The sequence below is a fragment of the Nocardia flavorosea NBRC 108225 genome (assembly GCF_001613385.1).
Taxonomy (GTDB): Bacteria; Actinomycetota; Actinomycetes; order Mycobacteriales; family Mycobacteriaceae; genus Nocardia; species Nocardia flavorosea.
The window spans coordinates 185,797-212,266 of the sequence record NZ_BDCG01000016.1; the positions used below are offsets into that span (position 1 = coordinate 185,797).

General features: G+C 66.5%; 24 protein-coding genes. 15 read left to right on the forward strand and 9 right to left on the reverse strand.

Annotation, left to right across the window (positions count from 1 at the left end; translation table 11 throughout):
* Window positions 1-31 precede the first annotated feature (31 nt).
* Entirely contained in the window at window positions 32-2,104 is a 2,073-nt protein-coding gene (locus NFL01S_RS21160; protein ID WP_062977881.1) for a prolyl oligopeptidase family serine peptidase, read from the forward strand.
* A 3-nt stretch (window positions 2,105-2,107) separates the two neighbouring features.
* Here NFL01S_RS21160 and NFL01S_RS21165 read toward each other — a convergent pair whose 3' ends face one another.
* Both NFL01S_RS21165 and NFL01S_RS21170 read right to left on the reverse strand, forming a co-directional pair.
* Complete coding sequence (locus tag NFL01S_RS21165) at window positions 2,108-2,968, reverse strand: alpha/beta hydrolase family protein (RefSeq protein ID WP_062977883.1); 861 nt, start codon at window positions 2,966-2,968, stop codon at window positions 2,108-2,110.
* A 41-nt stretch (window positions 2,969-3,009) separates the two neighbouring features.
* Window positions 3,010-3,642: a TetR/AcrR family transcriptional regulator gene (locus NFL01S_RS21170; RefSeq protein WP_062977885.1), complete on the reverse strand. Its 633-nt coding sequence runs from the start codon at window positions 3,640-3,642 to the stop codon at window positions 3,010-3,012.
* Window positions 3,643-3,887: 245 nt separating this feature from the next.
* Here NFL01S_RS21170 and NFL01S_RS21175 point away from each other — a divergent pair, with 245 nt between their 5' ends.
* Window positions 3,888-4,574 carry a ZIP family metal transporter gene (locus NFL01S_RS21175; protein ID WP_062977887.1) on the forward strand — a complete coding sequence of 229 codons (687 nt, stop codon included), beginning with the start codon at window positions 3,888-3,890 and terminating at the stop codon, window positions 4,572-4,574.
* A gap of 460 nt (window positions 4,575-5,034) precedes the next feature.
* Entirely contained in the window at window positions 5,035-6,438 is a 1,404-nt protein-coding gene (gene lpdA / locus NFL01S_RS21180; RefSeq protein WP_062977889.1) for a dihydrolipoyl dehydrogenase, read from the forward strand.
* Between the two features lie 391 nt (window positions 6,439-6,829).
* Here the strand turns inward: lpdA and NFL01S_RS21185 are convergent, their stop codons facing one another.
* From NFL01S_RS21185 to NFL01S_RS21200, 4 genes are all read right to left on the reverse strand, one after another.
* Window positions 6,830-7,375, reverse strand: coding sequence for a carboxymuconolactone decarboxylase family protein (locus NFL01S_RS21185; RefSeq protein WP_062977891.1), 546 nt, complete (start codon window positions 7,373-7,375; stop codon window positions 6,830-6,832).
* Between the two features lie 89 nt (window positions 7,376-7,464).
* On the reverse strand, window positions 7,465-8,181 hold the full coding sequence (locus NFL01S_RS21190; RefSeq protein ID WP_062977893.1) for a polysaccharide deacetylase family protein: 717 nt from the start codon (window positions 8,179-8,181) through the stop codon (window positions 7,465-7,467).
* A 161-nt stretch (window positions 8,182-8,342) separates the two neighbouring features.
* Entirely contained in the window at window positions 8,343-8,783 is a 441-nt protein-coding gene (locus NFL01S_RS21195) for an ArsR/SmtB family transcription factor (protein ID WP_062977895.1), read from the reverse strand.
* Window positions 8,783-9,439 carry an SRPBCC family protein gene (locus tag NFL01S_RS21200; protein ID WP_062977897.1) on the reverse strand — a complete coding sequence of 219 codons (657 nt, stop codon included), beginning with the start codon at window positions 9,437-9,439 and terminating at the stop codon, window positions 8,783-8,785. Before NFL01S_RS21200 ends, NFL01S_RS21195 begins: the two co-directional genes overlap by 1 nt.
* Before the next feature lie 360 nt (window positions 9,440-9,799).
* On the opposite strand from NFL01S_RS21200, the gene NFL01S_RS21205 reads away from it, so the two are divergent.
* On the forward strand, window positions 9,800-11,071 hold the full coding sequence (locus tag NFL01S_RS21205) for a helix-turn-helix domain-containing protein (protein WP_062977899.1): 1,272 nt from the start codon (window positions 9,800-9,802) through the stop codon (window positions 11,069-11,071).
* 129 nt (window positions 11,072-11,200) lie between these two features.
* On the opposite strand, the gene NFL01S_RS21210 is transcribed toward NFL01S_RS21205, so the two are convergent.
* A complete protein-coding gene (locus tag NFL01S_RS21210) occupies window positions 11,201-12,055 on the reverse strand; it encodes a patatin-like phospholipase family protein (protein WP_062977901.1) in 855 nt (284 codons plus the stop codon).
* Window positions 12,056-12,229: 174 nt separating this feature from the next.
* On the opposite strand from NFL01S_RS21210, the gene NFL01S_RS21215 reads away from it, so the two are divergent.
* From NFL01S_RS21215 to ramB, 9 genes are all read left to right on the forward strand, one after another.
* Complete coding sequence (locus NFL01S_RS21215) at window positions 12,230-12,610, forward strand: VOC family protein (protein WP_062977903.1); 381 nt, start codon at window positions 12,230-12,232, stop codon at window positions 12,608-12,610.
* A 160-nt stretch (window positions 12,611-12,770) separates the two neighbouring features.
* Window positions 12,771-13,652, forward strand: coding sequence for a nuclease-related domain-containing protein (locus NFL01S_RS21220; protein ID WP_062977905.1), 882 nt, complete (start codon window positions 12,771-12,773; stop codon window positions 13,650-13,652).
* Window positions 13,653-13,806: 154 nt separating this feature from the next.
* Entirely contained in the window at window positions 13,807-15,633 is a 1,827-nt protein-coding gene (locus NFL01S_RS21225) for an acyl-CoA dehydrogenase (RefSeq protein ID WP_062977907.1), read from the forward strand.
* Window positions 15,634-15,717: 84 nt separating this feature from the next.
* Window positions 15,718-16,941 (forward strand): multidrug effflux MFS transporter, encoded by a 1,224-nt coding sequence (locus NFL01S_RS21230; RefSeq protein WP_245670817.1) that lies wholly within the window; start codon window positions 15,718-15,720, stop codon window positions 16,939-16,941.
* A 141-nt stretch (window positions 16,942-17,082) separates the two neighbouring features.
* Entirely contained in the window at window positions 17,083-18,300 is a 1,218-nt protein-coding gene (locus NFL01S_RS21235) for an inorganic phosphate transporter (RefSeq protein ID WP_084493039.1), read from the forward strand.
* Between the two features lies 1 nt (window position 18,301).
* Window positions 18,302-18,583, forward strand: a complete 282-nt coding sequence (locus tag NFL01S_RS21240) for a hypothetical protein (protein ID WP_062977909.1) — start codon at window positions 18,302-18,304, stop codon at window positions 18,581-18,583.
* Window positions 18,583-18,924 (forward strand): DUF3349 domain-containing protein, encoded by a 342-nt coding sequence (locus tag NFL01S_RS21245; protein WP_062977911.1) that lies wholly within the window; start codon window positions 18,583-18,585, stop codon window positions 18,922-18,924. Before NFL01S_RS21240 ends, NFL01S_RS21245 begins: the two co-directional genes overlap by 1 nt.
* Window positions 18,921-19,202 carry a DUF3349 domain-containing protein gene (locus tag NFL01S_RS21250; protein WP_307615648.1) on the forward strand — a complete coding sequence of 94 codons (282 nt, stop codon included), beginning with the start codon at window positions 18,921-18,923 and terminating at the stop codon, window positions 19,200-19,202. Before NFL01S_RS21245 ends, NFL01S_RS21250 begins: the two co-directional genes overlap by 4 nt.
* A 73-nt stretch (window positions 19,203-19,275) precedes the next feature.
* Entirely contained in the window at window positions 19,276-20,682 is a 1,407-nt protein-coding gene (ramB, locus tag NFL01S_RS21255; protein WP_062977914.1) for an acetate metabolism transcriptional regulator RamB, read from the forward strand.
* A gap of 16 nt (window positions 20,683-20,698) precedes the next feature.
* On the opposite strand, the gene NFL01S_RS21260 is transcribed toward ramB, so the two are convergent.
* Entirely contained in the window at window positions 20,699-21,652 is a 954-nt protein-coding gene (locus NFL01S_RS21260) for a hexose kinase (protein WP_063916012.1), read from the reverse strand.
* Window positions 21,653-21,761: 109 nt separating this feature from the next.
* Window positions 21,762-22,763, reverse strand: coding sequence for an XdhC family protein (locus NFL01S_RS21265; RefSeq protein WP_062978195.1), 1,002 nt, complete (start codon window positions 22,761-22,763; stop codon window positions 21,762-21,764).
* 916 nt (window positions 22,764-23,679) lie between these two features.
* Between NFL01S_RS21265 and aceA the strand changes: the two genes are divergently transcribed.
* Window positions 23,680-24,969, forward strand: a complete 1,290-nt coding sequence (gene aceA / locus NFL01S_RS21270) for an isocitrate lyase (protein WP_062978196.1) — start codon at window positions 23,680-23,682, stop codon at window positions 24,967-24,969.
* 454 nt (window positions 24,970-25,423) lie between these two features.
* Window positions 25,424-26,287 carry a 3-hydroxybutyryl-CoA dehydrogenase gene (locus NFL01S_RS21275; RefSeq protein WP_062977916.1) on the forward strand — a complete coding sequence of 288 codons (864 nt, stop codon included), beginning with the start codon at window positions 25,424-25,426 and terminating at the stop codon, window positions 26,285-26,287.
* Window positions 26,288-26,470: the final 183 nt, after the last annotated feature.

The window sequence follows — 26,470 nt, forward strand, 5'->3', positions numbered from 1 at the left end:
CACTTCTGTCCTGCTGGGTGAGAATGGTCGGATGAGCGATGCACGGGACAGCGCAGTCGACCCCTATCTGTGGCTCGAAGAGGTCACCGGCGAGCGGTCGCTGGATTTCGCCCGGGCCCACAACGAAGTGGTTATGCAGCGGTTCGCCGCGGATGATCGTTTCGACCTGTTGCAGCGGCGAATCCTGGACATGCTCGATACCGATGCCAAGATCGCGTTTCCGGGCCGGCGCGGGGAATGGTTGTACAACTTCTGGCGTGATGCGCAACATCCGCGGGGTCTGTGGCGGCGGACCACCTTCGCCGAGTACCGCAAGCCGGAACCGGAATGGGATGTCCTCATCGATCTCGATGCGGTCGCCGCGGCCGAGGACGAGAACTGGGTGTGGGGCGGGGCCGGGGTGTTGCGGCCGGAGCAATCCCGCGCCCTGATAAGCCTTTCCCGGGGCGGGGCCGATGCCAAGGTCGTGCGCGAATTCGATCTCGGCACGCGGGAATTCATCGCCCCCGAAGCGGGCGGATTCTTCCTGCCCGAGGCGAAATCCCGGCTGAGCTGGATAGATATCGACACGGTGTATGTGGGCACGGATTTCGGGCCCGGCTCACTCACCGATTCCGGCTATCCACGGATCGCGAAACGCTGGCGCCGCGGTACCGCTCTCGAAACCGCGGAAACGGTGTTCGAGGGCGCGACCACGGACGTGGCGATCAGCGCCGGTTACGATCGCACGCCCGGTTACGAACGCCACTATGTCGGGCAGGCCACCGATTTCTACAACGAGGACGTGTACCTGCTGCAGGACGACGGTTCCCGGATCCGGCTCGAAACCCCGTCCGACGCCGACGAATCCTGGTACAAGGATTGGCTGCTGGTGCGGTTGAAATCTCCGTGGGAGACCGGTGGGCGTACGTACTCCGCCGGATCATTGATCGTGACGCATTTCGACCGTTTCCTTTCCGGCGAACGCGATTTCGAGGTGCTGTTCGAACCCGATGCGCATACCGCGCTGCACGGTTACGGATGGACCGAGAATCATCTGCTGCTGGTGACTCTGGAAGATGTGCAGACCAAACTGTATGTCCTCACCCCGGGCGACGGCGGGTGGCGCAGGGAGCCTCTCGCCGATACCCCGGCCATGGCCACCACGAGCGTCATGAATCTCGACCCACTCGAGGGTGGCGACGATTTCATGCTGATGACCAGCGGCTTCACCACACCGACAACGTTGCTGTCGGGTGTGGTCGGTGCTCCGGCAAGCGAGTTGAAGCAAGCGCCCGCGTTCTTCGACGCGACCGGGATCGAAACCGAACAGTTCTTCGCCCGCTCCGACGACGGCACGATGATCCCGTACTTCGTGATCCGGCATCGCGATAACCGCGGCCGGCCCGCGCCGACGGTGATGTCCGGCTACGGCGGGTTCGAGGTCTCCCGCACGCCCGGATACAGCGGAGCATCCGGTATGGGCTGGCTGGAGCAGGGCGGCACCTGGGTGATGACGAATATCCGCGGTGGCGGGGAATACGGGCCCGAATGGCATACCTCGGTGCAGAAAGCGAACCGGTACAAGGTCTACGAGGATTTCTCGTCGATCGCGCGGGACCTGGTGGAGCGTGGGATCACCACGGCACCGCAATTGGGCGCGGTGGGCGGCAGTAACGGTGGTTTGCTGATGGGCGTGATGCTCACCCGGTATCCGGAATTATTCGGTGCCATCGTCTGCCAGGTTCCGCTACTCGATATGCGCAGGTATCACCTGTTGCTGGCCGGGGCATCGTGGGTCGCGGAATACGGTGACCCGGATATACCCGAGGAATGGGAGTACATCAGCCGCTATTCGCCTTATCAGAAGGCGATGGAAAACGGTGCGGGCGCGACCTATCCGCCGATTCTGCTCACCACCTCCACCCGCGACGACCGGGTGCATCCCGGGCATGCCCGGAAAATGGCGGCGCTGCTCGAGGAGCAGGGGCACCGCGTCTGGTATCACGAGAATATCGAAGGCGGGCACGGCGGTGCCGCGGACAACAAACAGTCGGCGTTCCAGGCGGCCCTGATCTACGAATTCTTCACCCAGATGCTGGTCGAGGGCCGTACTTCGAAGTAGCCGTCACCGGTCGCGCAGCCATTTCTCGATGTGGTCGACCACCGGTGCGGGATCGGAGATCCAGCCGTTGTGGCCCAGTTGCCGGGGTTCGTGCCGGCTGGTCTTGTCGGCGGCGGGCAGTTTTTCCAGCAGATGCCGGGCCGAGGCCGGCGGGGTCAGTTCGTCACCGGCGAGAGTGATCGACAGGACCGGGAGCTTCAGCCGGGCGATCCGTTCCTCGTAGTCGATATCGGCACCGGCCGGGGTGAACCGGCCGGTGCGGGCCAGCCGCGCCCAATCCGAGATCAGCACCTTGGATTGGCGGCCGAACCCGTTGGGGCCGAGTTTATCGCCGGGCCAGACACCGGCGAGGTTCGCGGTGAGCGAGACGGCGGCGGTGCCCAGCAGTAGGCCCGGCCCCAGGATGCCGCGAAATCCGCGATAGTACGGGGTGCCGGAGGCGACGAGGATCAGCCCGCCGAGCCGCCCTCGGATCCGCGCCGCGTACAGCACCGAGAGATGCCCGCCCATGCTGTGACCGAGCAGGTACGGGGTGCTGTCCGGGAACCGGTTGCGGACAGCTTCGAAAATCGCCGGGAAATCGACGGCGGCCAGTTCGTGGTATCCGTAGGAACTGGCCGCGCTCGGTTTCGGTGTGCTGGCACCGTTACCGCGTAGTTCGCCGATCGCCACATCTACCCCCCGGCGGGCGAGTTCCCGGGCGAAGTACAGGTAGTACTCCCCGGGCACGCCGAGCCCGGGGATCAACACGAGCACGGGGCGCGGGCGATCGAGGGTGATCGGATGCCGGCGCGGTCCGGTGGCGGGGATGAGCCGCACCGGGACGGTGCTACCGTCCGGCATCTGGATGGCAACGGTTTCCACGGCGTCAACGCTAATCGACGTGCGCCGCCGTGGACGGTGTCTCAGGCCCGGATGGCGCCGATGATGATGCGGCTCAACACGTGGATGACCTCGTCGAGGGGGCGCTGGGGTTCGTTTCCGCTCCACTCCTCGATCACGTAGTTGACGGCGCCCATGATGGCGAGCATGCGCAGGTCGTAGTCGCCGGTCGGGATCTCCCCGTGAAGAGCCGCGTCCTCGGCGGCGTGCGCGAGGACGGCGCTCCAGGCGCGGCGCGATTCGGTGCGCATCTTCTCCACCTTGGCGCCCGCACCGACCACCTCGACCAGGACCACTCTGGCACGCCGCATATCCGATCCGATGGACTGCACGTACGCGCGGACGGCTGCGTCGATCCGCTGGATCGAGCTCTGCTCGGTGCTGTGGTCCAGCGATGCCAGCACCGACGACCGGGATTCTCGGTCGATGAGGGCGAAGAGTTCGAGAAGTAAGGATTCGCGGCCGGTGAACTCCTCGTAGAACTGACGCGAGGACAGTCCCGCGTCTTTGCAAATCGCACCGACCGAACTATTGGCATACCCGTCGCGGGCAAAAACCGTCAGGCCGGATTCGAGAAAACGTGCGCGTCGCTCGCGTTGCCGATCTTCTACGGGCTGGCCGGCATACCTTCGTCCCGAATTCGCTTCCTGTGACATCGCGCAGAACAATACCGAAAAGCCCGATCCCCTCGTCATCGATCGGGCCTTTCGCAGCGCGCCGGCCGGTGTCTGCGGGTTTGCCGAAAGTTGGCTGGTAGCAGGCGTGGTCACCGGAAAAGCCGCCAAACCGGACAGTACTCGGTTCCGGCCCGCATGCCGGATTTTAGAGGGAAATAATAGAATAATTCTCGGTAGCCGTGTGGAGTCCGGGTAATAACCGGGAAACACATAGTGTCGACGCTATGGGAACCGCACTCCTGTATGGATTCGGTACGGCAATTCCATTGGTGATCGGTGCGGCGATCGGGCTGCGCACCACATTGCCCAAACCATTGCTCGCCTCGCTCATGGCCTTCGGGGCGGGCACGATGATCGCCGCGGTCTCCAATGAGTTGTTCGAGCCCGCCTTCCTCCAGGCCGGTGCCGTCACCGCCGGCGCCGCACTTTTCCTGGGCGCCGCGGTCTACGTGGTGGCCAACCGATTTCTCGAACGGCAGGGCGGCGGTGCAGCCGTCGGCTGGGCACTCATGCTCGGTACCGTCCTCGACGGCGTTCCGGAGAACACGGCGCTGGGGGTCACGCTCGGGTCCGGTGGCGGCCTGGCGCTGCTGGTGGCCATCGCGGTCGGCAATGTGCCCGAGGCGATCGGCGGTTCCGCGCTGCTGCGCCGGGACCGCGACGTTTCCACCCGGAAGGCGTTCGGCCTGTGGGTTTCGACCGGAGTGGTGCTGGTCGTGGTCACCGTGGCCGGACATATGCTCGCCGAACATCTCGGTGCGACCCCCATCAGTGCCATCCAGGCCTTCGCCGGTGGTGCCACGGTCGCCGTCCTCGCCGATTCCCTCATGCCGGAGGCCTACCGCGAGGGCGGCTGGTGGGTCGGTATAGCGACCGCGGCGGGTTTTCTGGTCGCTTTCCTGCTGGGCTGAAAGTCCGGTGCGAATGGACGCCGACCGGGTGGAACCGGCCGGTGGCCACTCGGCGGACTACCGGCGATCCGGCTCATCGGCACGGACGCGCGGTATCCACAATGTGGCGCGGCGAGCGCCGGATCGATCGGCGTGGCCCGTGGATTGCGCTGATCCGGTCGCGTGCGGCACCCGCCCGCAAACCGGTATCGCGGACGAGCCGGACCAGCTGGGTCGAGGCGGTTCCCGCGAGGGGATCCAGCGCTGTGGGCGCCGGCGTGGTAGCGATGGCCGCGGCCCGCTGTGGCCGGCCCGGAAAGTGCGTCCCGGACGAGCCGGGCGCGGGAGGTCGACGGTCACCACGGATATCAACGCAGCCGCCCGGAGCGGCGGGCGGGCATCGTCACGGTACGACGATCCGGTTCACCGGCGGGACGGGTGGGGTGGGCCCGGTCGTGGGGAGAGAGTTAGGCTCGACACCGTGACTTCCCACTACGATGTCGTCGTTCTCGGTGCTGGTCCCGGCGGTTACGTCGCCGCGATCCGCGCCGCTCAACTCGGCCTGCGAACAGCGATCGTCGAGCAGAAATACTGGGGTGGCGTATGCCTGAACGTGGGCTGCATCCCGTCCAAGGCGCTGCTGCGCAATGCGGAGCTGGCTCATATCTTCACCAAGGAAGCCAAAACCTTCGGTATCACCGGGGAGGCGTCGTTCGATTTCGGGGCGGCGTTCGACCGGAGCCGTAAGGTCGCGGACGGCCGGGTCAAGGGCGTCCACTTCCTGATGAAAAAGAACAAGATCACCGAATACGACGGTAAGGGTTCGTTCACCGATCCCAACACCATCGCGGTGGAACTCGGCAAGGGTGGCACGGAGTCGATCACCTTCGACAACGCCATCATCGCCACCGGCACCGAGACCAAACTGCTGCCGGGTACCTCGCTGAGCCGCAATGTCGTCACCTACGAGGAGCAGATCCTCACCCGCGATCTGCCGGGTTCGATCCTGATCGTCGGCGCCGGCGCCATCGGGATGGAGTTCGGCTACGTGCTGCGCAACTACGGCGTGGACGTGCGGATCGTGGAGTTCCTGGACCGCGCGCTGCCCAACGAGGACGCCGATGTGTCCAAGGAGATCACCAAGGCGTACAAGAAGCTGGGGATCACCATCAGCACCGGCGCGGCCGTGCAGTCCATCGACGACGACGGGTCCAAGGTCACCGTGGCGATCAAGGACAACAAGTCCGGCCAGGTGGAGACGGTGACGGTGGACAAGGTGCTGCAGGCCGTCGGCTTCGCGCCCCGCGTCGAGGGCTACGGGCTGGAGAACACCGGGGTCGCGCTGACCGAGCGCGGTGCCATCGCCATCGACGACAATATGCGCACCACTGTGGGGCATATCTACGCCATCGGCGACGTCACCGCCAAACTGCAGCTCGCGCATGTCGCGGAAGCCCAAGGTGTGGTCGCGGCCGAGACCATCGGCGGTGCGGAAACCCTCACCCTGGGCGATTACCGGATGATGCCGCGCGCCACCTTCTGTCAGCCGCAGGTCGCCAGCTTCGGGCTCACCGAACAGCAGGCGCGCGACGAGGGCTACGACGTGAAGGTCGCGACCTTCCCGTTCACCGCCAACGGCAAGGCGCACGGCCTCGGCGATGCGACCGGTTTCGTCAAGTTGATCTCGGACAACAAATACGGTGAGCTGATCGGCGGACATCTGATCGGCCCGGACGTTTCCGAGCTGCTGCCGGAACTCACCCTGGCGCAGAAGTGGGACCTGACGGTGAACGAGCTGGCCCGCAACGTGCATACGCATCCGACGCTGAGCGAGGCGTTGCAGGAGGCGATCCACGGCCTGGCCGGCCACATGATCAACTTCTGATCGTTTCCGGTCGATTCGGCCAGAAGGCCCGGAACGGTATCCACCGCGCCGGGCCTTTTGTGTTCGAGTAGAGGGTGGCTCTGAACAGATCGTCATGCCAGTCGATGACGACGCGGTCGGCTTCCGGGTTCGACCCTGGACACGAGGGTCTCGTGCCCGCAGGTCCAGGCGGCACGCGGTGGTGAGACGCGAGCGACGAGTGTGTCTCGCCGGGCCGGGCGGAGCTCAGCCGGCGGAATCCGGCGGAGGAGCGGAGTTCGTGCACGACGCACCCCGCGGACCTGATCGGTGCGGGCGCCCGGATGGTGGCCCGGCACAGACAGGTGGCGTATGCGCGGCGGCGGGTCCGACCGGCCGGGCCGGTCGTGCTTTCCGGCGGTGAGCGACCGGTTCAGAAGTCGTCGCGGCGGATGCGCAGGGTGTGAATGGTGGCAGCGAGGCCCTCGTACTGGTTGACCAGCAGGACGATTTCGATCAGGCGTTTGTCGTCGTAGTAGGTCGCCAGGTGGTTCCAGGTGGAGTCGTCGATATCGCGAGTCTGCACCAGTTGGTCTACGGCGGTCAGGAGGGCTCGGTGTTTATCGGTCCAGCCGTCGGCGCCCGCGCCCTGGCGGATCCGGTCCAGGATTTCCGGGGTGATTCCGGCGCGGCGGCCGAGGCGGATGTGGTGATCGGTTTCGTAGGCGCAGTCACGTAGGTGGGCGACGCGCAGGATCACCAGTTCGCTGTCGTGGCGGCGTAAGCGTCCGGCCGGCATCAGCATTCCGGAGAAATGCAGCCAGCCGCGGAACAGGCGGCCGGTGCGGCCGAGGGTACTGAACAGTTGCGCGTCCGAGGTGCCCGAGGCGCGGGAAAGCACCTGCCAGGCGGCCCAGTTGATCGGTCCCAGGTCGCGCAGGCGGCCGGGGGCGATCCGGGGTTGCGGCGCCGAAACCATCAATCTGCCCCTCTCGGGTGGGAGTCGTTCATCTGCCGCCGGATTCCGGCGGTCTGCGGGTTGCCTGCGAACCTACCTGTCCCGGAGGGTTATGGCTTGCCGGAACCGGCGCCGTCGATCAGCTCCGAGACAGTGACGAACCGGTAGCCGTCGGCCCGCAGCTTCTCGGCGATCGGGCCGATCGCCGCCCGGGAGGCCGCCCCGCTGCCGAACATGGTGTGCAGCAGGATTATCGATCCGGGCCGGACCTGATCGACGGTCGCGGCCACGATTGCATCGGCCGAGCTGTTCCCGGCTTCCGGTTCCACATCCCAGGTGACCGTGGTGCGGTCGTGGCCGGACAGGTACTTCGGCAGCGTCCACAGTTTCTTGCCGTACGGCGGACGGAACGTGATGTTGCCCTGATAGCCGGTCTTACGGATTTCGGTATCGGTGCGTTGCACCTCGTCGGCGACCGTTGCGGACGAGACCAGCACCATGCGGCGGTGGTTGTAGGTGTGGTTGCCGATCTCGTGGCCGGCTTCGGCGATCGCCCGGCCCAGTTCGGGGCGGGCGGCCAGATCGCGGCCGTTGAGGTAGAAGGTCGCGGGTATATCGGCGGCGGCGAGCAGGTCGAGTACTTCACCGGCGTGCTCGCTGGGGCCGTCGTCCAGGGTCAGTGCGACGACTTTGTCCTCCGCTTCCACCCGGTCCACCAACCGGCCTGCCAGCTGGTAGGTGCGGGAATTCATCAGGAAGTATCCGCCCCCTGGTACCACCAGGACCGCTGCCAGACCGAGTGCTGCCCAGATCATCCACCGCCGCATCAAAGCTATATACCAGGAAATTACGGGCGGATCACCCGGAAAGCCGGGCATCCCGGGTGGCCGTGCCGCCGGACCGGTCGGACCTACACCCCGAACGCACTCCGGGCAAGGCCCGCCGGCTGCTGTGGCGGGTGAAGAAGGAATCCATTCGGCGTGTTCGATTACCGACCGGCGTCACCGAGTGGCGCCGGAACGGTGGCTCGAGCGGACCGGGTATCGCGTTCTGTTGCGCCGGTGCCGGGCTGCTGCCGGCCGCGCTCGCGTTTACCGCGCGCGACCTCGGTGGCGAGCGCGTCGAGCGGCTGCGCGAACAGCGCCATCGGATCGAGCAGGGCGGCCAGCCAATCCCGGGCCGCGGCGATCCCGTCCGGGTCCAGGGCATAGATCCGCTGGGTTCCCGCCGGTCGTACCCGCAGCAGACCGGCCTCGCGGAGAACTTTGAGATGCTGCGAGACGGCGGGCTGGGAAATCGGGGTATGCGCCCGGACCCCGGCCACGAGCGCACCTGCCGGCTGTTCACCGGCGGCCACCAGGGCCAGGATGGTGCGCCGGACCGGGTCGGCGAGTGCCTCGAATACGGCTGCGGGAACAGGACTCGACATCAGGACTGCTGGTCTTCCTCCGGGACGGTGGTGTAGAACGCCGATGTGGCGTCGGCGGCCTGTTGTGCGAGGGCGGGATCGTCGCCGTCGGCGATGGCCGCTTCGGCCCAGGCCGTGGCCGCGGTGCGCACGAAATTCTTGCCCTCCGGAGTGGCCGGGAACTCCAGGGCGGCTTCCTGGTCTACGCCCGCGCCGGTGTCCAGATGCAGGCCCAGGCCCATGAGGCCCAGGTCCCAGCCCACTCCGACCGCTCCGGGGCCGAATTGTGTCCACATATCCGGATCGACCGGGGCTTCGTGCAGCAATTCCAAGGTGGTGCCCTCTGCTGCCGGTTCGAGCCGGATTTCGAGCCAGGAGACAGCCGGGCCCATTTCCCAGGTGACGGCGAATCGTTTCGGCGGCTCACATTCTTCGACGACACCGCCGGCATTCCCTTCGAGCTGATACCTGCCGCCTACGGACAGATCCCCGCTGATGGGCAGGAACCAGCGCGGTATCCGGTCGATATCGGTGAGCGCATTCCAGAGATCGTCCGGGCCGGTGCCATAGGTGCGCCGGGCGACGGCAATCCTGGTCGGCACTCCTCGGCGTTCACCCGTGCGGACTTCCCGGGTCACCAGTCCGGCGACGGTAACGGGATCGGTGAGTAAAGCCATGCTGTCCTCCTTTGATAAGTTAAGACTTATATTAAACCCATGGATTCGAGCGCGCTACCGGCACCTCGTTTCGAAGCGAGCCGAGGCGCTGCGCCGGGGCCGGGGCGCGTGCGATACGAGGTCCGGTCCGATAGGGGCGGGCATGCCGACTGCCCCTTCGTATGCCCGAATATCTCCGTAATACCGGCCGGCTGTACGGAAAAAACGCATTCCTGTCCGATCGGCCCGGAAAAACCGCATTCCGGCCGATCCGATGCGGAAAACCGGTATCGCCGACCGCTGCCCGGCTGTAGTGATGGCCCTACTATCGGCCCAGAGCCGGAGAATGCATCCGGTTGCAGCGAAAGGCACATCCCACTGATGAGTGATCACGAATCCGGGATCGGGCGCAGGATTGCTTACTATCGTGCTCGGAAAGGATTGTCCCAACGTGATTTCGCGCCGCTGATCAAACGGTCCGAGGCCTGGGTGTCACAGGTGGAACGCGGGGTGCGGACGGTCAAGGCGCTAGATGTGCTGCAGCGCATCGCCGACGTGCTGGAAATGCCGGTGGCCGAACTGGCGCCGAGCGCGCCCACGGCCCGGGCCGAACCGATCCCGGCCCACGTCCGGGCGCTGCGTCTGCTGCTGGTCACCGACCATGCCCTCGCCGCGGCGGTGGCCGAGCCGGTGGCACGGCCCGATCTCGACCGGCTTGCCGAACAGGTCGACGATATCTGGACCTGCGCACACCAGGCGCGTTACGCCGAACTGCATACGCTGCTCGAGGCCCTGCTACCGCACCTCGAAACTGCCTCCGCGACTACGGATTCCGGCCGGGCGGACGAACTGCTGGCCGCAACCTGTCAGGTGTGGGCGGTCGCATTGGCCGAACTGCAGCAGTTCGATGCCGCCTGGGCCGCCGCCGAACGCGCGATGCGGGTAGCGCAGCGTCGCGCGGATCCGGTGCTCATGGCGGCCTGCGCCTACCGGCGCGTCATTGTTTTCCAGCGCGGGCAGCGCCTCGACCTCGCCCGGCAGACAGCCGACAGTGCGCGGGCCGCCCTGGAGGTACTGCTGGAACTACCGGCATCGCGGGCACCGGTCGTCTACGGTGCGCTGACCCTGCAGTCCGCGATCATCGCTGCCCGGGTGGACGATGCCGAGCTGGTTCGCGAGCTGCTGGACAGTGCCCGCAAGACGGCGAGTGCCGTCGGGGCGGACCGGGAGGAATACCGGGTCGAATTCGGCCCGACCGCCGTCGCCCTGCACGAGGTCGCCGCCGCGGTGGAACTCGGTGACGCGGGCGTCGCGATCCGGCTGGCCGCCCGGATCGATACCGATCGCCTCCCGGATTTCCAGCGCGCCCGGTTGCTGGCCGATACGGCCCGGGCTTGGGCGCAGCGGCGCCGGCCGGACCAGGCGCTGGCCCTGCTCCTCGACGCGGAGGCGCTCGCCCCGGAATACCTTGCCCGGCAGAGGTCGGTGCGGTCGACGACAGTGGACCTGCTCAGCATGGACCCGGGCACCCCCGGGCTCGCCGAGTTCGCGCGGCGTATCGGTGTGGACGCGCCGCGTGTGCAGCCGCCGGAAGGCCGCAAGGGAACCGCTCGCACGACCATGCGGGCAGCTCGCGGCCCGCGAACTCCATGAGGGCGCATCCGGCAACTCCGATCTGCACGGCCGCCGGCGGCGACCGGGTTCCGGGTGGATCGGCCGGACGCCGGGGTGGCGGCATGGCCGGATCACCGGGTCCGGCGCGACTCGTATGCCGTACCGGGCTCAGGCCTCGGGCCAGAAGTCCCGCAGCTCCGTCGCGGCGGCGGCAGCTTGGCGCAGCCCGGATTCGTAGGACGGGACCAATGCGGCCGCGCCGAACAGGTCGGGTCCGAAGGCGGCTATCGCGATCTCGTCCGGCGCGATCGTGACCTCGCGGGCGGCGCCGAGGTCACGATCGGCGCGGGTTCTGGGATACAGGTGCGCGAGCGGTTCGAGGATGACCACCGCGTCGTAGCCCGCGGCCAGATCGGCGTTGACGGTGGAGCGCACCCCGCCGTCGATGTAGTGGTGTCCGTCGATCTCGATCGGCGGAAAGACCCCCGGTACGGCGGTGCTGGCCGCCAGTGCCTGGACGAGGGTGGCGGCACCGTTGCGGGTCCAGACGGTGAGTGAGCCCGACCCGATATCGATGGAGGTGACCAGCAGATCGTGGTCGGGCCATTCGGCGAAATCCACCAGTGCGCCGATCCGCTTCAGATGGTGGGCGGGGTCGCCGGTATCCGCGCCCAGTGCCAGTTCGCCCACGCGCTGCAGGACGAGGTCGCGGTCCTGGTCGACGGCGCGCAGCAGGGTGGTGATCTCGAGCAGTACGCCGTAATCGTGCGCGGGTGCCGCGGCGGGTGGTTCGGCCGAGTCGGGGCGTGGGGTGAGCAGGGTGGAGAGGTCGGTGCCGGCGGCGATGGCCGAGCCCACCACCGCGCCGGCCGAGGTGCCGATGATGCGATCGGCACGCGCCAAATCTATTCCGGCCGCCCGTAATCCATGGGTCAGGCCGGCCAGCCAGGTTATTCCGACGGGACCACCGCCTCCCAGTACCAGGGCGATGGTGGTTTCTCGGTGCGATACGGCGTCGGGCATGGCAGCAGGTTAGCCAAGAGTCGCGCCGCACGCTCGGTTCGGCGGCTCGCGGGAATGCGGCATGCCCGGCCGCCGGTGATGTGAAGCAGATCATGGTGTGGCAGGGCGGGGCCGTCGGCTATAAATAACTACGTACGATGTACGAAGTTATACGGACGCACTCGTGGAGGCCCCATGCGCACAACCGGAACCGCCGTTTCACTCAATGTCGCCGATCCGGCCGCCTCGGCAGGTTTCGTCTCGGCGCATTTCGGATTCACCGAGCAGATGTCGGCCGACGGGTTCGTCTCGCTGACCCACCCCGATGCCGGTATCAACCTCATCTACCTGCGCACGGGACTGTCCACGTTCAAACCCGCCCGCATCGCCGGGCCTGCGGGCGATGGACTGCTCGTGGTGTTCGTGGTGGCCGATATCGATACCGAATATGCGCGTCTACAGGCTGCGGGCGCCCCGATCGTGACGCCGATCGAGACCGAGGAGTGGGGGGAGCGCTACTTCCAGACAACGGATCCGAACGGAATCGTCTACCAGCTGGTGCAGTGGGTCGACTGATCCCCGGCCGGCCGGATGACCCGCGACATCGGTCATTGATTGTTCATTCGCCCGAGCTGCCGCCCAGATGAGTGGTACGAAAGGGGCTGTCGGGTGAAGATCGACAGCGGGGGTCAGTGGTGGCACCGGGAGCAACGGCACGCAGCAGAGGTGGAACACGATGCTGGTGAAGGTCGACGATCGGGCGGAACTTTCCGCCGCCGAGCGGGAATTCGTGGAATGCCTGCGGCAGCTGCCGTCGACTGGGCTGGCGATCGTCGACCTGAGAGTGGGGACCCGGCGCGGCACCCGGAAGATCGGTGCGGTGGTCTGGACACCGCAGGGGATCCTCGTGGTGGAGGTGATCGGTTTCCGTAGCAAGCAGAGCGGAATGCTGACCGTATCCACCGAACGTCCCTGGCAGGTCGGTGACACCGCAGCCGATCTGGATCTGGAACTCGGGGCCGATCCGGTGCGCCTCGCGGAAAGCGCGCTACGAGAGGTGCAGTTCACGTTCGAACGTGCCTCCTACGACCCCGGCCACTTGTGTGGTGCGGTGGCACTGATCCCGCACCGGGGTGCGGTGTTACGCCCGGCACGCGAGACGCTGCGGCCGGGACTCGATGTGGTGGTGGGCAATACTGCCGAGTTCACCGAGCTGCGGATCTTCCTGGAGAATTTCTCTCCCGGTCCGCCGCGCTGGACGCTCGGACGGGTCTGCGCGGCGACCCGGGCGCTCACCGGCTGGGCGCCCGACCGCGGCGAACTGATCGCCGCCGGGTTCGAGGACAAATTGCCGGATCCGCCGAAGCGGCCGCGCACCTGGCAGCTGCGCCGTCCGGATTCGCGCCGGGCCCACGATCTGATCGGGTGGGCGGTTCTGGCGGTCGCGGTATTCGGCATGCTCATCGTGCTGGCCGCGATCGCTGGATCCCTGATCGCCGGTGGTCCCGCCGCCGAACCCGCGGCGCCCGGTAGCGGTGCCGAACCGAGTAGTGCCGACCCGACTGTGCCACCGCCGACCGGTCCGGCGGAGTGCTGGCCGCTGCAGGCGGACTGCTGAGCCGGCCGGAAGTGTCCGGCCGGGGGCTGCCGAGGGCGAGGCTACGGTTGCGTAGCCGTTGTGGGGTCCGGCAGGCTCCGGTTTGTACGATGTCCAAACGCCTGTAACCAAGCGGTCCGTCCGACCGCCAGGGAATCGACCAGGAGGACGACCGGTGGGCCACTACCAGGCAAATCTGCGCGATATCGAATTCAATCTGTTCGAAGTGTTCGAACTCGGCAAACTTCTCGACGCCGGTGCGTACGGCGATCTCGACACCGATACCGCTCGCGAGATACTGGCCGAAGTGAAACGGCTGGCCGAGGGGCCGGTCGCGGAATCGTTCGCCGCCGCCGATCGGGAGCCGGTGGAATTCCGGCCGGAAACCCATTCCATCGACGTCGGTGAACCGCTGACCAAGACGATCCTGGCGATCCGCGAGGCCGGCTGGAACCGGTTGGGCAAACCCGAGGAAATGGGTGGTATGCCCGCGCCCGCCGCGTTGATCTGGGCGGTCAGCGAGATGATCACCTGTGCCAACCCCGCCGCGATCTTCTTCGATATGGGCGCCGCCATGGCCCAGGTGCTGTACGGAATCGGCAACGAACAGCAGAAGCATTGGGCGGCCGCCGGTTTCGAACGGCATTGGCAGGGCACGATGGTGCTCACGGAGCCCGACGCGGGCTCCGATGTCGGCGCAGGCCGGGCCAAGGCGATCGAACAGCCCGACGGTACTTGGCATATCGAGGGTGTGAAACGGTTCATCTCCGGCGCCGATGTGGGCGATACCGCGGAGAACGTCTTCCATCTGGTCCTGGCCCGGCCCGAGGGCGCCGGACCCGGTACCAAGGGCCTGTCGCTGTTCTACGTGCCGAAGTACCTGTTCGATCCGCAGACCTTGGAGCTGGGCGAGCGCAACGGTGTGTACGTCACCAATGTCGAACACAAGATGGGCCTGAAATCGTCGCCGACCTGTGAGCTCACCTTCGGCGGTGAAAAGCCGGCCGTCGGCTGGCTGGTCGGCGATACCCACAACGGGATCGCCCAGATGTTCAAGGTGATCGAGAACGCGCGCATGATGGTGGGCGTCAAATCCAGTGGCACCCTCTCGACCGGATATCTGAACGCGCTGGAGTACGCCAAACAGCGTATCCAGGGCGCGGATCTCACCCAGATGTCGGATAAGGCCGCGCCGCGGGTCGCCATCACCCACCATCCGGATGTGCGACGCAGCCTGGCCACCCAGAAGGCGTACGCGGAAGGTCTGCGCGCGGTGTATCTCTACACCGCCGTCCATCAGAATGCCGATGTCGCGGAATTGGTTTCGGGTGTCGACGCCGATACCGCGCACCGGGTGGACGATTTCTTGCTGCCGATCGTGAAAGGTGTGGGTTCCGAGCGGGCCTACCAATACCTCACCGAATCGCTGCAGACCTTGGGCGGTTCCGGGTATCTGCAGGACTACCCGATCGAGCAGTACATCCGCGACGCCAAGATCGACTCGCTGTACGAGGGCACCACCGCCATCCAGGCGCAGGATTTCTTCTTCCGCAAGATCATCCGGGACAACGGGGTCGCGGCGGGGCATATCTTCACCCGGATCAACGAATTCCTGGACGCGCCCGGCGGGCGGCTGACCGCCGAGCGTGATCTGTTGCGCACCGCGCTGGGCGATGTGCAGGGTATGGCCGCGGCGCTGAGCGGGTATGCGATGGCGGCCCAGACCGACCCGGCGCAGCTGTACAAAGTGGGTCTGGGCTCGGTGCGCTTCCTGCTGGCGGTGGGCGATCTGCTGATCGGCTGGTTGCTGCTGTGGCAGGCGGAGGTGGCCGCCGGTGCGCTGGCCGGTACCGCCGAGGATCGCGATCGGCCGTTCTATACGGGCAAGGTCGGGGTGGCGAGTTTCTTCGCGAAGAATGTGCTGCCCACGCTGACCTCGACCAGAACAGTGATCGAGAACCTCGATACCGACATCATGACCCTGCCGGAGGACGCCTTCTGACCTTCGGGACGTCTCGGCCGGCGCATCGGCCCGACAGGTAACTTATGTTTGCATAAGTAAGTTTCTGGGAGGAGGTGCGCCGATATGCCGATCACGACACGCCCCGGAGTATCCGGTCTGCTGCTGGTAGTACTGGCGTTGTTGTCGGCTGCGGCGCCTTTCGCCGTCGACATGTACCTGCCGGCCTTCACCGATCTGGCCGACGATCTGGGCACCGCCGCCACCAGCGTGCAGCTGACCCTGACCACGTTCCTGATCGGGCTGGCCGTCGGGCAGTTGTTCATCGGGCCACTGTCGGACCGATACGGCCGGCGCAAGCCGCTGATCCTGGCGACAGCGATCACCGTCGTCGTGACGGTGATCTGCGCGCTGGCGCCGACCATCTGGCTGTTGATCGCAATGCGGTTCGTCCAAGGGGTATCGGCCTCCGCGGGCCTGGTCATCGGCCGTGCGGTCGGCGCCGACCGGACAGCGGGTGCGGCCACCGCCAAACTGTTCACCCTGTTCTCGGCGATCGGCGGTATAGCGCCCGTACTGGCGCCACTGCTCGGCGGTGCGCTGGTGCCGCTCGGCTGGCAGGCCGAGTTCTGGGCCCTGAGCGTGATCTTCGCGTTGATGTTCCTGGGCGCGGTGCTGGTGGTCCCGGAATCGCTGCCACCGGAGAATCGGCAGACCGGCGGATTCACCGGGACGCTGCGGACGCTGGGCCGCCTGACGGCCGACCGCGGCTACCTCGGCTATATCTTCGCGTTCGGCTTCGGATTCGCCGCGCTGATGTCCTATATTTCGGCTTCACCGTTCGTGGTCGAGAACGTACTCGGTATGTCGAACCGGGCGTACACCCTCATCTTCGCGATGAACGCGGCCGGAATGGTCATCGTCGGGACGGCGAGCTCCCGGCTGCTCGGCAGGTTCGGGCCGGAGCCCATTCTGCGAACCGGACAGGCCGTGACCCTGGCCGGTGGACTCGTGTTGCTGGCACTACTGGCCGCCGGGGCACCCGCCGCGGCGGTCTTGCCGGTCCTGTTCCTGACCGTGATCTCGGCCCCGATGGTCATGGGTACCGCCAGTGCGCTGGCGATCGGCCGCGCCCGGCATGTGGCCGGCAGTGCCTCGGCACTGATGGGCGCGCTACAGTTCGGTCTCGGCGCATTGGTATCGCCCCTGGTCGGACTCGGTGGCCCGAGCACCGGAATTCCGATGGCGGTGTCGATCGTGGTCGCCGTAGTACTGGGTGTGCTCGCCCGGCTGGTGGCGCGTACCGCCGGCCCGGTTCCCGAGCCCGAACGTCACCTCGCCGACGCCTGATCTCATGCGTGCGCTCCCCGCCGGTGGGATGCCCGCACGGATGGCCACGGCGCCCGATGTAGCAGCCGATATCCGAACACTTCGGCAACGGCACCGTACCGGTTTCCGGCGCACTGCCAACCGGCGTGCACAATGCCTGATGTGACAGTAGAGATGCTGATCCTGCTTGTCGTCATTGTCACCGCGCTGGCTTTCGACTTCACCAACGGATTCCACGACACCGCCAATGCGATGGCGACATCCATTGCCACCGGGGCGCTGCGCCCCAAGATCGCCGTAGCCCTGTCCGCGGTCCTCAACCTGGTGGGTGCCTTCCTTTCGGTGGCGGTGGCGGCGACGGTGGCCGAGGGGATCGTCCGGCTCGACGCGGTGTCCGGGCACGAGCTGCTCATCATCGTGTACGCCGGTTTGGTGGGCGGAATCCTGTGGAACCTGCTCACCTGGCTGTTCGGCCTGCCGTCCAGCTCGTCGCACGCGTTGTTCGGCGGTTTGATCGGCGCCACCCTGGCCTCACTGGGCTGGAGTGGGGTGGTGTGGGCCGGCGACAGCGGCGGTGTGCTCTACAAGATCATCCTGCCCGCCCTGCTGTCACCGGTCATCGCGGGCATGGTGTCGACCCTCGGCACCTGGTCGGTGTACCGGATCACCCGCGGCGCCGACCCCGGCAAGGTGACCACCGGTTTCCGCTGGGGACAGATCGGCTCGGCATCCCTGGTATCGCTGGCCCACGGCACCAACGACGCGCAGAAAACCATGGGCGTGATCTTCCTGGCCCTGGTCGCGCACGGTACGGTCACCGCCGATACCGAGATCCCGATCTGGGTGATAGCCGCCTGCGCGTTCGCCATCGCCGCCGGCACCTACCTCGGCGGCTGGCGCATCATCCGCACCCTGGGCAAAGGTCTGGTGGAGATCGAATCCCCGCAGGGATTCTCGGCCGAATCGGCATCGGCGGCGATCATCCTGACCTCCGCGAATTTCGGGCTCCCGTTGTCCACCACCCAGACCACCACCGGCGCGATCCTGGGCACCGGGCTGGGGCGCGGTGCCGAGGTGCGCTGGGGCGTGATGGGCCGGATGGCGGTGGCCTGGCTGCTGACCCTGCCGGCCGCCGGGGCCGTGGGCGCCGTGTGCTGGGCGCTGGCACATCACCTCGGTGGGCTCGCCGGGGTCCTGGTCGTATTCGCGCTACTGGCGGGCCTGGCGGGCCTGATGTACCGGCGTTCGCTACGGGACCGGGTTTCCAGCCACAATGTGAACGATCCGGCGCCGCTCGCGACACACCAGCCCGGCGCGGTATCGGCGACGCCCGAAGCGCGGGCCGCCGAGGTCCGGACCCCCGCCGGTGAGGAGGCATGATATGTCCGATCTGCTGACCCACATGCGGGCACTGCTCGACGTCACAGTGGCAGCGCTCGTTCTGGGTGCCGCCGTGCCCATGCTGTTCGCCCTGGGCGTGCGCTGGTGGTCGGGTGCCGAGGTGACCGGCCCCGACGGGACCGTCCGGCGTAGCCCGGTCGCGTCGGCGGGTGCATGTCTCTGCCTGCTGATCGTGCTGACTGTGGTGGTCGCCGGGGTGCTTCTCGTCGCCAAGGAGTTCCTCTCCGACCGGCTCGGTATCCACCTGTTCGGGGAGTCCTGATGGCCACCGGCGAGGTGCCGCCGCCGCGGCCGGGCCTGCTGTCGCGGATCGTGGGATGGTTACGCGCCGGGTACCCGCAGGGCGTGCCGCAGACCGACTACGTCGCGCTGTTCGCGGTACTGCATCGCGATCTCACCGAATACGAGGTGCTTCTCGTGGCCGAGGAGGTACTGCGCGACCGGGTGGAACGGCAGGAGATCACGCACGCAGATATCGAGGCGGCCGTACAACGGGTAGCCAAGGAACAGGCCGGTCAGGAGGATATCGCGCGGGTGGCTTCGCATCTGGCCGCCGGCGGGTGGCCGCTGGCCGCACCGGCATCGGAGGATCAGCGGCGATGATGCCCCGGATGCTGCACGCCGTGATCGACTGGTTGCGGCGCGGGTATCCCGACGGGGTGCCGGAGGCGGATTACATTCCGCTGGTCGCGCTGCTGCGCCGGCGGCTCACCGACGAGGAGGTCGAGCAGATCGCGGCCGAGGTGCTGAATTCTCCCGCGCACCGGCTGGACCGTATCGATATCCGTGTGATGATCACCGAGGTCACCGACGAGATGCCGTCCGATACCGATGTGCAGCGTGTCCTGTCCCGCCTCGATCCACCCGGCTGGCCGGAATGAACCCCGGCCGGCCGAGCTCGCGAAGTTGCTAACCCTGCTATCGCAGCTTGCGAACATCTTCTAGGCTGGACGTATGGCCAAGACCTATGTCGGCGCCCGGCTCCGGCAACTGCGTACCGAACGCGGACTGAGCCAGGTGGCGCTGGCCCAGCAGCTGGAGATATCGGCAAGCTATCTGAACCAGATCGAGCACGATGTCCGCCCGCTCACCGTGCCGGTGCTGCTGCGTATCAGCGAGGTGTTCGGTGTCGAGGCAACCTTCTTCTCCCCGCAGGACGACACCCGGCTCATCGCCGAACTGCAGGAAGTAGTGATGGACCAGGAGCTGGGAATCGAGGCCGACGCCCGGGAAATCGCGGAAATGGTCTCCGCCCATCCGAGCATGGCCCGCGCCCTGGTCAATATGCACAACCGCTACCGCAACACCAGCGCCCAGCTCGCCGCTGCCACCGAGGACCGGTTCGCCGACGGTTCGGGCAGCGCCACGATCAGCAAACCGCACGAGGAAGTACGCGACTACTTCTATCAGCGGCAGAACTATATTCATGAGCTCGATACCGCCGCCGAGGAGCTGGCCAACCGGATCCGCTTCCACGGCGGTGACGCCCACAGCGAGATCCCCAAGGTGCTGCGCAGCCACGGCGTGCGGATCATGGAACGGATCGACCTCGGAGAGGGTGTCCTGCACCGATACGATACGGAAAACCAGGTGCTCGAAATCGCGCCGCATCTCTCGGGCGGGCAGCGCCTGTTCAAACTCGCCGCCGAACTGTCCTACTTCGAATGCGGCCCGCTGCTGGAAAAACTCGTGGACGAAGGGAATTTCTCCGGACCCGACGCCCGCCGGTTGGCACTACTGGGCCTGGCGAACTACTTCGCGGCCGCGACCGTACTGCCCTACACCTACTTCCACGAGGTGGCCGAGGACTTCCGCTACGACATCGAACGGCTCTCGGCGTTCTTCACCCAGAGCTACGAGACGATCTGTCACCGGCTGTCCACCCTGCAGCGACCGGAACTACGCGGTGTGCCGTTCTCGTTCGTCCGGGTGGACCGCGCCGGCAATATGTCGAAACGGCAGTCCGCCACCGGATTCCACTTCTCTTCGAGCGGCGGCACCTGCCCCCTGTGGAATGTGTACGAGGCCTTCACCTTCCCTGGCAAGATCATGACACAGATCGCCCAGATGCCCGACGGCCGCAAGTACCTGTGGGTGGCCCGCACCGTCGAACGCCGCGCCACCCGCTACGGACAGCCGAGCAAAACCTTTGCCATCGGACTGGGCTGCGAAATCCGCCACGCCGCGCGAGTGGTTTACGCGGACGGAATCGATACACGCGAAGTCAATGCCACCCCGATCGGTGCCGGCTGCCGGGTATGCGACCGCGCCAACTGCCCGCAACGCGCCTTCCCCCCGCTCGGTAAAACTCTCGATATCAGCGAACACCGCAGTTCGGTATCGCCCTATGTACTCAAATGAGTGGCGCCGCTCCGGTTCAGGGCTGAGTGGGTTCGACGCCCGGTGTTTCCACTTCGGAAACGACGACAGTGGGGGCGAGGTGGCCGCGTAGGCGGCGGTCGATCTCGCCGGCCACCGGAATGACCACGGAGGCCGCCGAGGTGGCGACCGCGTCCACCAGGATCTCCGGCCAATCGGGCGGGTTCGCATTCGCCAAGGCGCCGATCACCGCTGCCGCTACGGTATCGCCTGCGCCCGTGGGATTTCCGGTGAGCGGTTCGGGAAGGTGAGCATCCCACGCGCCATCGGCGGTCACCGCGACCATGCCCAACGGACCGCGCGTGATGATCACCGCCCCGGCGCCGCGATCCACCAGCGACCGGGCCGCGGCGACCAGTGCGGCCGGTGTCTCGGCGCCGGATTTCGTCAGTTCCTCGAACTCCGTGAGTCCCGGTAGCAACACCACCCCGGGCACCCGCGCTGCCATCCGCAACGCGGGCCCGTCCAGATCGCATACCGTGGGCACCCGGGCCTCCAGCGCCGCCTGGGCGATCCGGGCGGGCAGGCCCGGATCGATACCTTCGGGTAGCGATCCGGCGATCACCAGTCCCGAGATATGCGGCAGCATGCCCGAAACCCGCACCTCGAGCTGTTCGGAAGCATGCGGGTTGGCGACCCGGGCGCCGGGTTCGCGCAGCGCGGTCGCGGTGCCGGTGTCGGATTCGCTGATCACGACGGTGCGCCGCACCCACGGCAGCGCGTGCACGAAATCCACCGGCATCTCGGCTTCTGCCGCGGCGGCGAACGCATGATCCGCGAAACCGGTGGCGCGGGCGTAGCGGCCCAGCTGGTTGAGCACTCGCGTCACGTTGATGCCCTTGCCGCCGAGACGCTGCTCCACCGACCGGACCCGATGCGTCCGGCCGCACGTGAAATTCTCGACCCGATAGGTCACATCGTATGCGGGATTCATTGTCACGGTGAGGATCACGAGAACCACTGTCCACGAGAGTCGGCGCGCCGCAAATCCGGGCGGACGGCGGGCGCGGAGGAGGTCGGTTGCCGGGTGCCGGGGCGGCTCCGGTACGGAGAGTGCCGAATCAGATCGCCGCCTCCGCGGGGAATGCGACGGTGATGCGGCCCAGCCGGCCGTTGCGGGCCGCCACCATCTCCGCGGCCACCGCGAGTGCGGTCTCGGTGGCGGTGGCGGCGCCGATATCCATACCGGCCGGCGTGTGGAGCCGGGCCAGCATCGTTTCGTCGAAGCCGCTGGCACGTAGCTCGTCGAGGCGGCGAGCGCAGGTGAGCGCCGACCCCGTAACCCCGATATAGCCGATCTCCGGGAGACGCAGGGCCACGGTGAGCAGCGGGATCTCGAATTGCGGGTCGTGGGTGGCCAGAACTATCCCGGTTGAGGCGTCCACTTCCCCCTCCGCGACGAGAACGTTCAGATACCGGTGCGGCCAATCGCAGACCACCTCCGCGCCCGGGAAGGACTCCGGTACGGCGAATGCTGGACGGGGATCGCAGATGGCCACCCGGTAGCCGAGTAGCTGGGCCTGCGCGGCGAGGGCCGCGGTGGTCGTATTGGCGCCGAAGATCACCAGTAGCGGCGGCGGGGCGAACGACGCGACGAATATATCGGACTGCGGTAGCGATACCAGCTCGGTCGCGTGTCGTTTATCGGTGATCAGATGCTGCCCGATCATTCCGGGCTCCGGATTCCAGACCACGGTGAAAACCGTGACGCGCCGATGTTCGGCTATTTCGGTGGCCACGGTAGGGAATTCCGGGAAATGGCCGCGCGAGAACGGTTCGGTGAACACATCGATGATCCCGCCGTCGCCCGCCGATTCGGCGCCGGGCACGGTGAGCCGGTGTAAAGCGCGCTGACCGGTTCTGGCCGATTGCACCGTGGCCTCGTACACGGTGTCCTCGATACCGGTGGAGGCCATGGATCCGTAGATCATGCCGTCCGGGTCCACCAGCATCGCCGTCCCCACCGGAATATCCACGTACCCACCCGTGCGCACGATGGTGGCCAGCCCGCCGGTCCGGCCCGAACGCCACACCTGCAGCAGGTCGTCGACGATGTCGCGCATCAACAGCTCCGATCCCACCGTGCTGCGGAGGGCAGGCGCTCACCATCGGCACCTGTCACCGATGACCGCGCACGTGACGGACACCCTAGCGTTGTTCGGTGAGAAATTGGCACGGCTACGAAAATCTCGTCGGGCGAGAATATGAATGGTTGGCCAAGCGTTGTGTGCCGGCACGGTCCCTTTCTGGGCATGTTGTGAAATCTTGCTGGTTCACCAGCGAAGGTGTTCTCCCCGGCGGCGGGAAGGGACCACCTCCCGCTACCACCAGAAGTATCCCGGATGCGCTAGTTCCCAGCGCTGCAGGTGCGGTGATCGAAAGACACACCTGCAACACCGGCAACGGCATCCGAAGAGAAAGAGCTCTTGCTCGGGCAGGGGCTGGATTTCGACCTCGCCGATCTGCAACCGGATGGGGGCAGATGGCAAGCGGCAGTGACAATATTGCCGCCGTAGCCGGCCTCGGACCGGCCCCGTTCGCCGGCGAATGCTTTCGGCTGCCGGAATGCCTCCGTTGCTGTCTTCCTGGGTCACGTTCGGATGGGTGTCGCATCTGAAGTCGACTGACTTCAGTTATGAAGGTCCTCACAATGGGCGGCCTGGCCGGGCGGGCCGGGGCGGATCGGCGCTTCGTTTAACAGTACGGGCGTTACGCTGAAACCCCATGTCAGCGCTACTGGTCAGTAGATTTCCCGAGGGCAATATGCTGGCTACTTTTGCAGACTTAACAATCTTGTGGTCGATCCTAGCTCAGATTCACAGAAGCAACAGGTAGACGACGTTTTGATCGTGTGCCATGGTGTGCAAGTACCCCCGCTGGGCATTGCAAGCCTGCAAATCGTCGATCCAGCAGTGCGGTGCGGAAACGCACCGTCGACGCGGCCCGACGGACCGACCGACCAAGGAAGTGGAGTCGAAGATGTCGACCACCGGCACCCCGAAGACCCCTGAGGAAATCCAGAAGGATTGGGACACCAACCCGCGCTGGAAGGGCGTCACCCGCAACTACACCGCCGAGCAGGTGTCGAAGTTGCAGGGCACCGTCGTCGAAGAGCACACCCTCGCGCGGCGTGGCTCCGAAATCCTCTGGGACCTGGTGAACAACGAGGACTACATCAACTCCCTGGGCGCCCTCACCGGTAACCAGGCGGTGCAGCAGGTCCGCGCCGGTCTCAAGGCCATCTACCTGTCGGGCTGGCAGGTCGCCGGTGACGCGAACCTCTCCGGGCACACCTACCCGGACCAGAGCCTCTACCCGGCCAACTCCGTGCCGAACGTGGTCCGCCGCATCAACAACGCGCTGCTGCGCGCCGACGAGATCGCCACGGTCGAAGGCGACACCTCGGTCGAGAACTGGCTGGCCCCGATCGTCGCCGACGCCGAAGCCGGCTTCGGTGGCGCGCTCAACGCCTACGAACTGCAGAAGGCCATGATCGCCGCCGGCGCCGCCGGTGTGCACTGGGAAGACCAGCTGGCCTCGGAGAAGAAGTGCGGCCACCTCGGTGGCAAGGTGCTGATCCCCACCCAGCAGCACATCCGCACCCTGACCTCCGCGCGGCTGGCCGCCGACGTCGCCCAGGTGCCCTCGGTGATCATCGCCCGCACCGACGCCGAAGCCGCCACCCTGATCACCTCGGATGTCGATGAGCGCGACCGCGAGTTCCTCGACGGCACCCGCACCGCCGAAGGCTTCTTCGGTGTGAAGAACGGTATCGAGCCCTGCATCGCCCGGGCCAAGGCCTACGCCCCCTACGCCGACCTCATCTGGATGGAAACCGGCGTGCCGGACCTCGAGGTCGCGCGGAAGTTCGCCGAGTCCGTCCGCAGCGAGTTCCCGGACCAGCTGCTGGCCTACAACTGCTCGCCGTCCTTCAACTGGAAGGCGCATCTGGACGATTCCACCATCGCGAAGTTCCAACGGGAACTGGGTGCCATGGGCTTCAAGTTCCAGTTCATCACCCTGGCAGGCTTCCACTCGCTCAACTACGGCATGTTCGACCTGGCCTACGGCTACGCCCGCGAGGGTATGACCGCCTTCGTCGACCTGCAGGAGCGCGAGTTCAAGGCCGCCGCCGAGCGTGGCTTCACCGCCATCAAGCACCAGCGTGAGGTCGGTGCCGGCTACTTCGACACCATCGCCACCACCGTCGATCCCAACACCTCGACCGCGGCGCTGAAGGGCTCGACCGAAGAAGGCCAGTTCCACTGAGCCACCGGCCGCGGGGTTGCGGCTTTCGCTCGCGACGGCCGCAACCCCACCGGCCCGGTTCCGGGTTCGCCCGGGCCGGACGTGGTATCCGTGACGGATACCGGCAACCACTACCTCGGTAGGGGTGTACCCGCCGCCCCCTCGCAACAGCCCGGCGAGGGGGCTTCGGTGCCTCTACGGTGGATCCGGAAATACAACACAGGACTCACCCCCGACAAACCCGGCACACCCTCTTGTCACCGACGCACTCCGCTCTCCAATCCGTACGACCGACCTCGACGGTTCGGGGCCCGTCTCGTTCTGGAGCGACGGAGCGGGACAGCGAAGCGGAGGAGCGGAGGAGTGAAGAACGAGACCGAGGAGGCCCCGGACCCGCGACGCCGGAGGCGGCGCACATAGGCAAGGGCCCCGAACCCCGCGCCGCCGAAGGCGGCGCCATAGATACAGGAGCGGGATTGTGAGCGAGAAGATTCAGCGCGTCGGTGTCATCGGCGCCGGACAGATGGGCGCCGGCATCGCGGAGGTGTGCGCCCGCGCACATGTCGATGTACTGGTGTACGAGCAGACCCGTGAACTCGCCGCCGCCGGCCGTTCGCGCATCCTGCGGTCGCTCGACCGCGGCGTGAGCAGCGGTAAGATCACCGAACGCGAGCGTGAGCAGACCGCCTGGCGGCTGCGGTTCACCTCCGATCTGGGTGATTTCGCCGACCGCCAGTTGGTGGTGGAGGCCGTTCTGGAAGACGAGAAGGTCAAGACCTCGATCTTCGCCGAACTGGACAAGGTGGTCACCGACCCGAATGCGGTGCTCGCCTCCAACACCTCCTCCATTCCGATCATGAAGATTGCCGTCGCGACCAACACGCCCGAGCGGGTCGTGGGTATGCACTTCTTCAACCCGGTGCCCGTGCTGCCGCTGGTCGAGTTGGTGACCACGCTGAAAACCAGCGCCGCCGTCTCCGAACGTGCCGAGAAATTCGCCTCCGAGGTCCTCGGCAAAGAGGTCGTGCGTTCCTCCGACCGCTCCGGTTTCGTGGTCAACGCCCTGCTGGTGCCCTATCTGCTGTCCGCCATCCGAATGGTCGAATCCGGGTTCGCCACCAAGGAAGACGTCGACAAGGCGATGGTCCTCGGTTGCGCACACCCGATGGGTCCGCTGGCGCTGACCGACCTCGTCGGCCTCGATACGGTCAAATCCATCGCCGATTCGATGTACGGCGAATTCAAGGAGCCGCTCTACTCGGCACCGCCGCTGCTGATGCGCATGGTGGAGGCCGGGCTGCTCGGCAAGAAGACAGGCGCCGGCTTCTACCAGTACTGAGTCTTCGGTGCCGCGGGGATTTTGGCCCCCTTGGTGTCTGTTGTCAGCCTCGACACTCGCGGCTTCGCCGCACCGCATCGAGCGCTGACAGCAGAGGTGGGCCGAAACCTTGCGGGGCCTCGCTGGACTCGGCGCCATCGTTGGTTGCGTTGGGGTTCGGGGGTTGGTTGCAGGGCCTCGCCG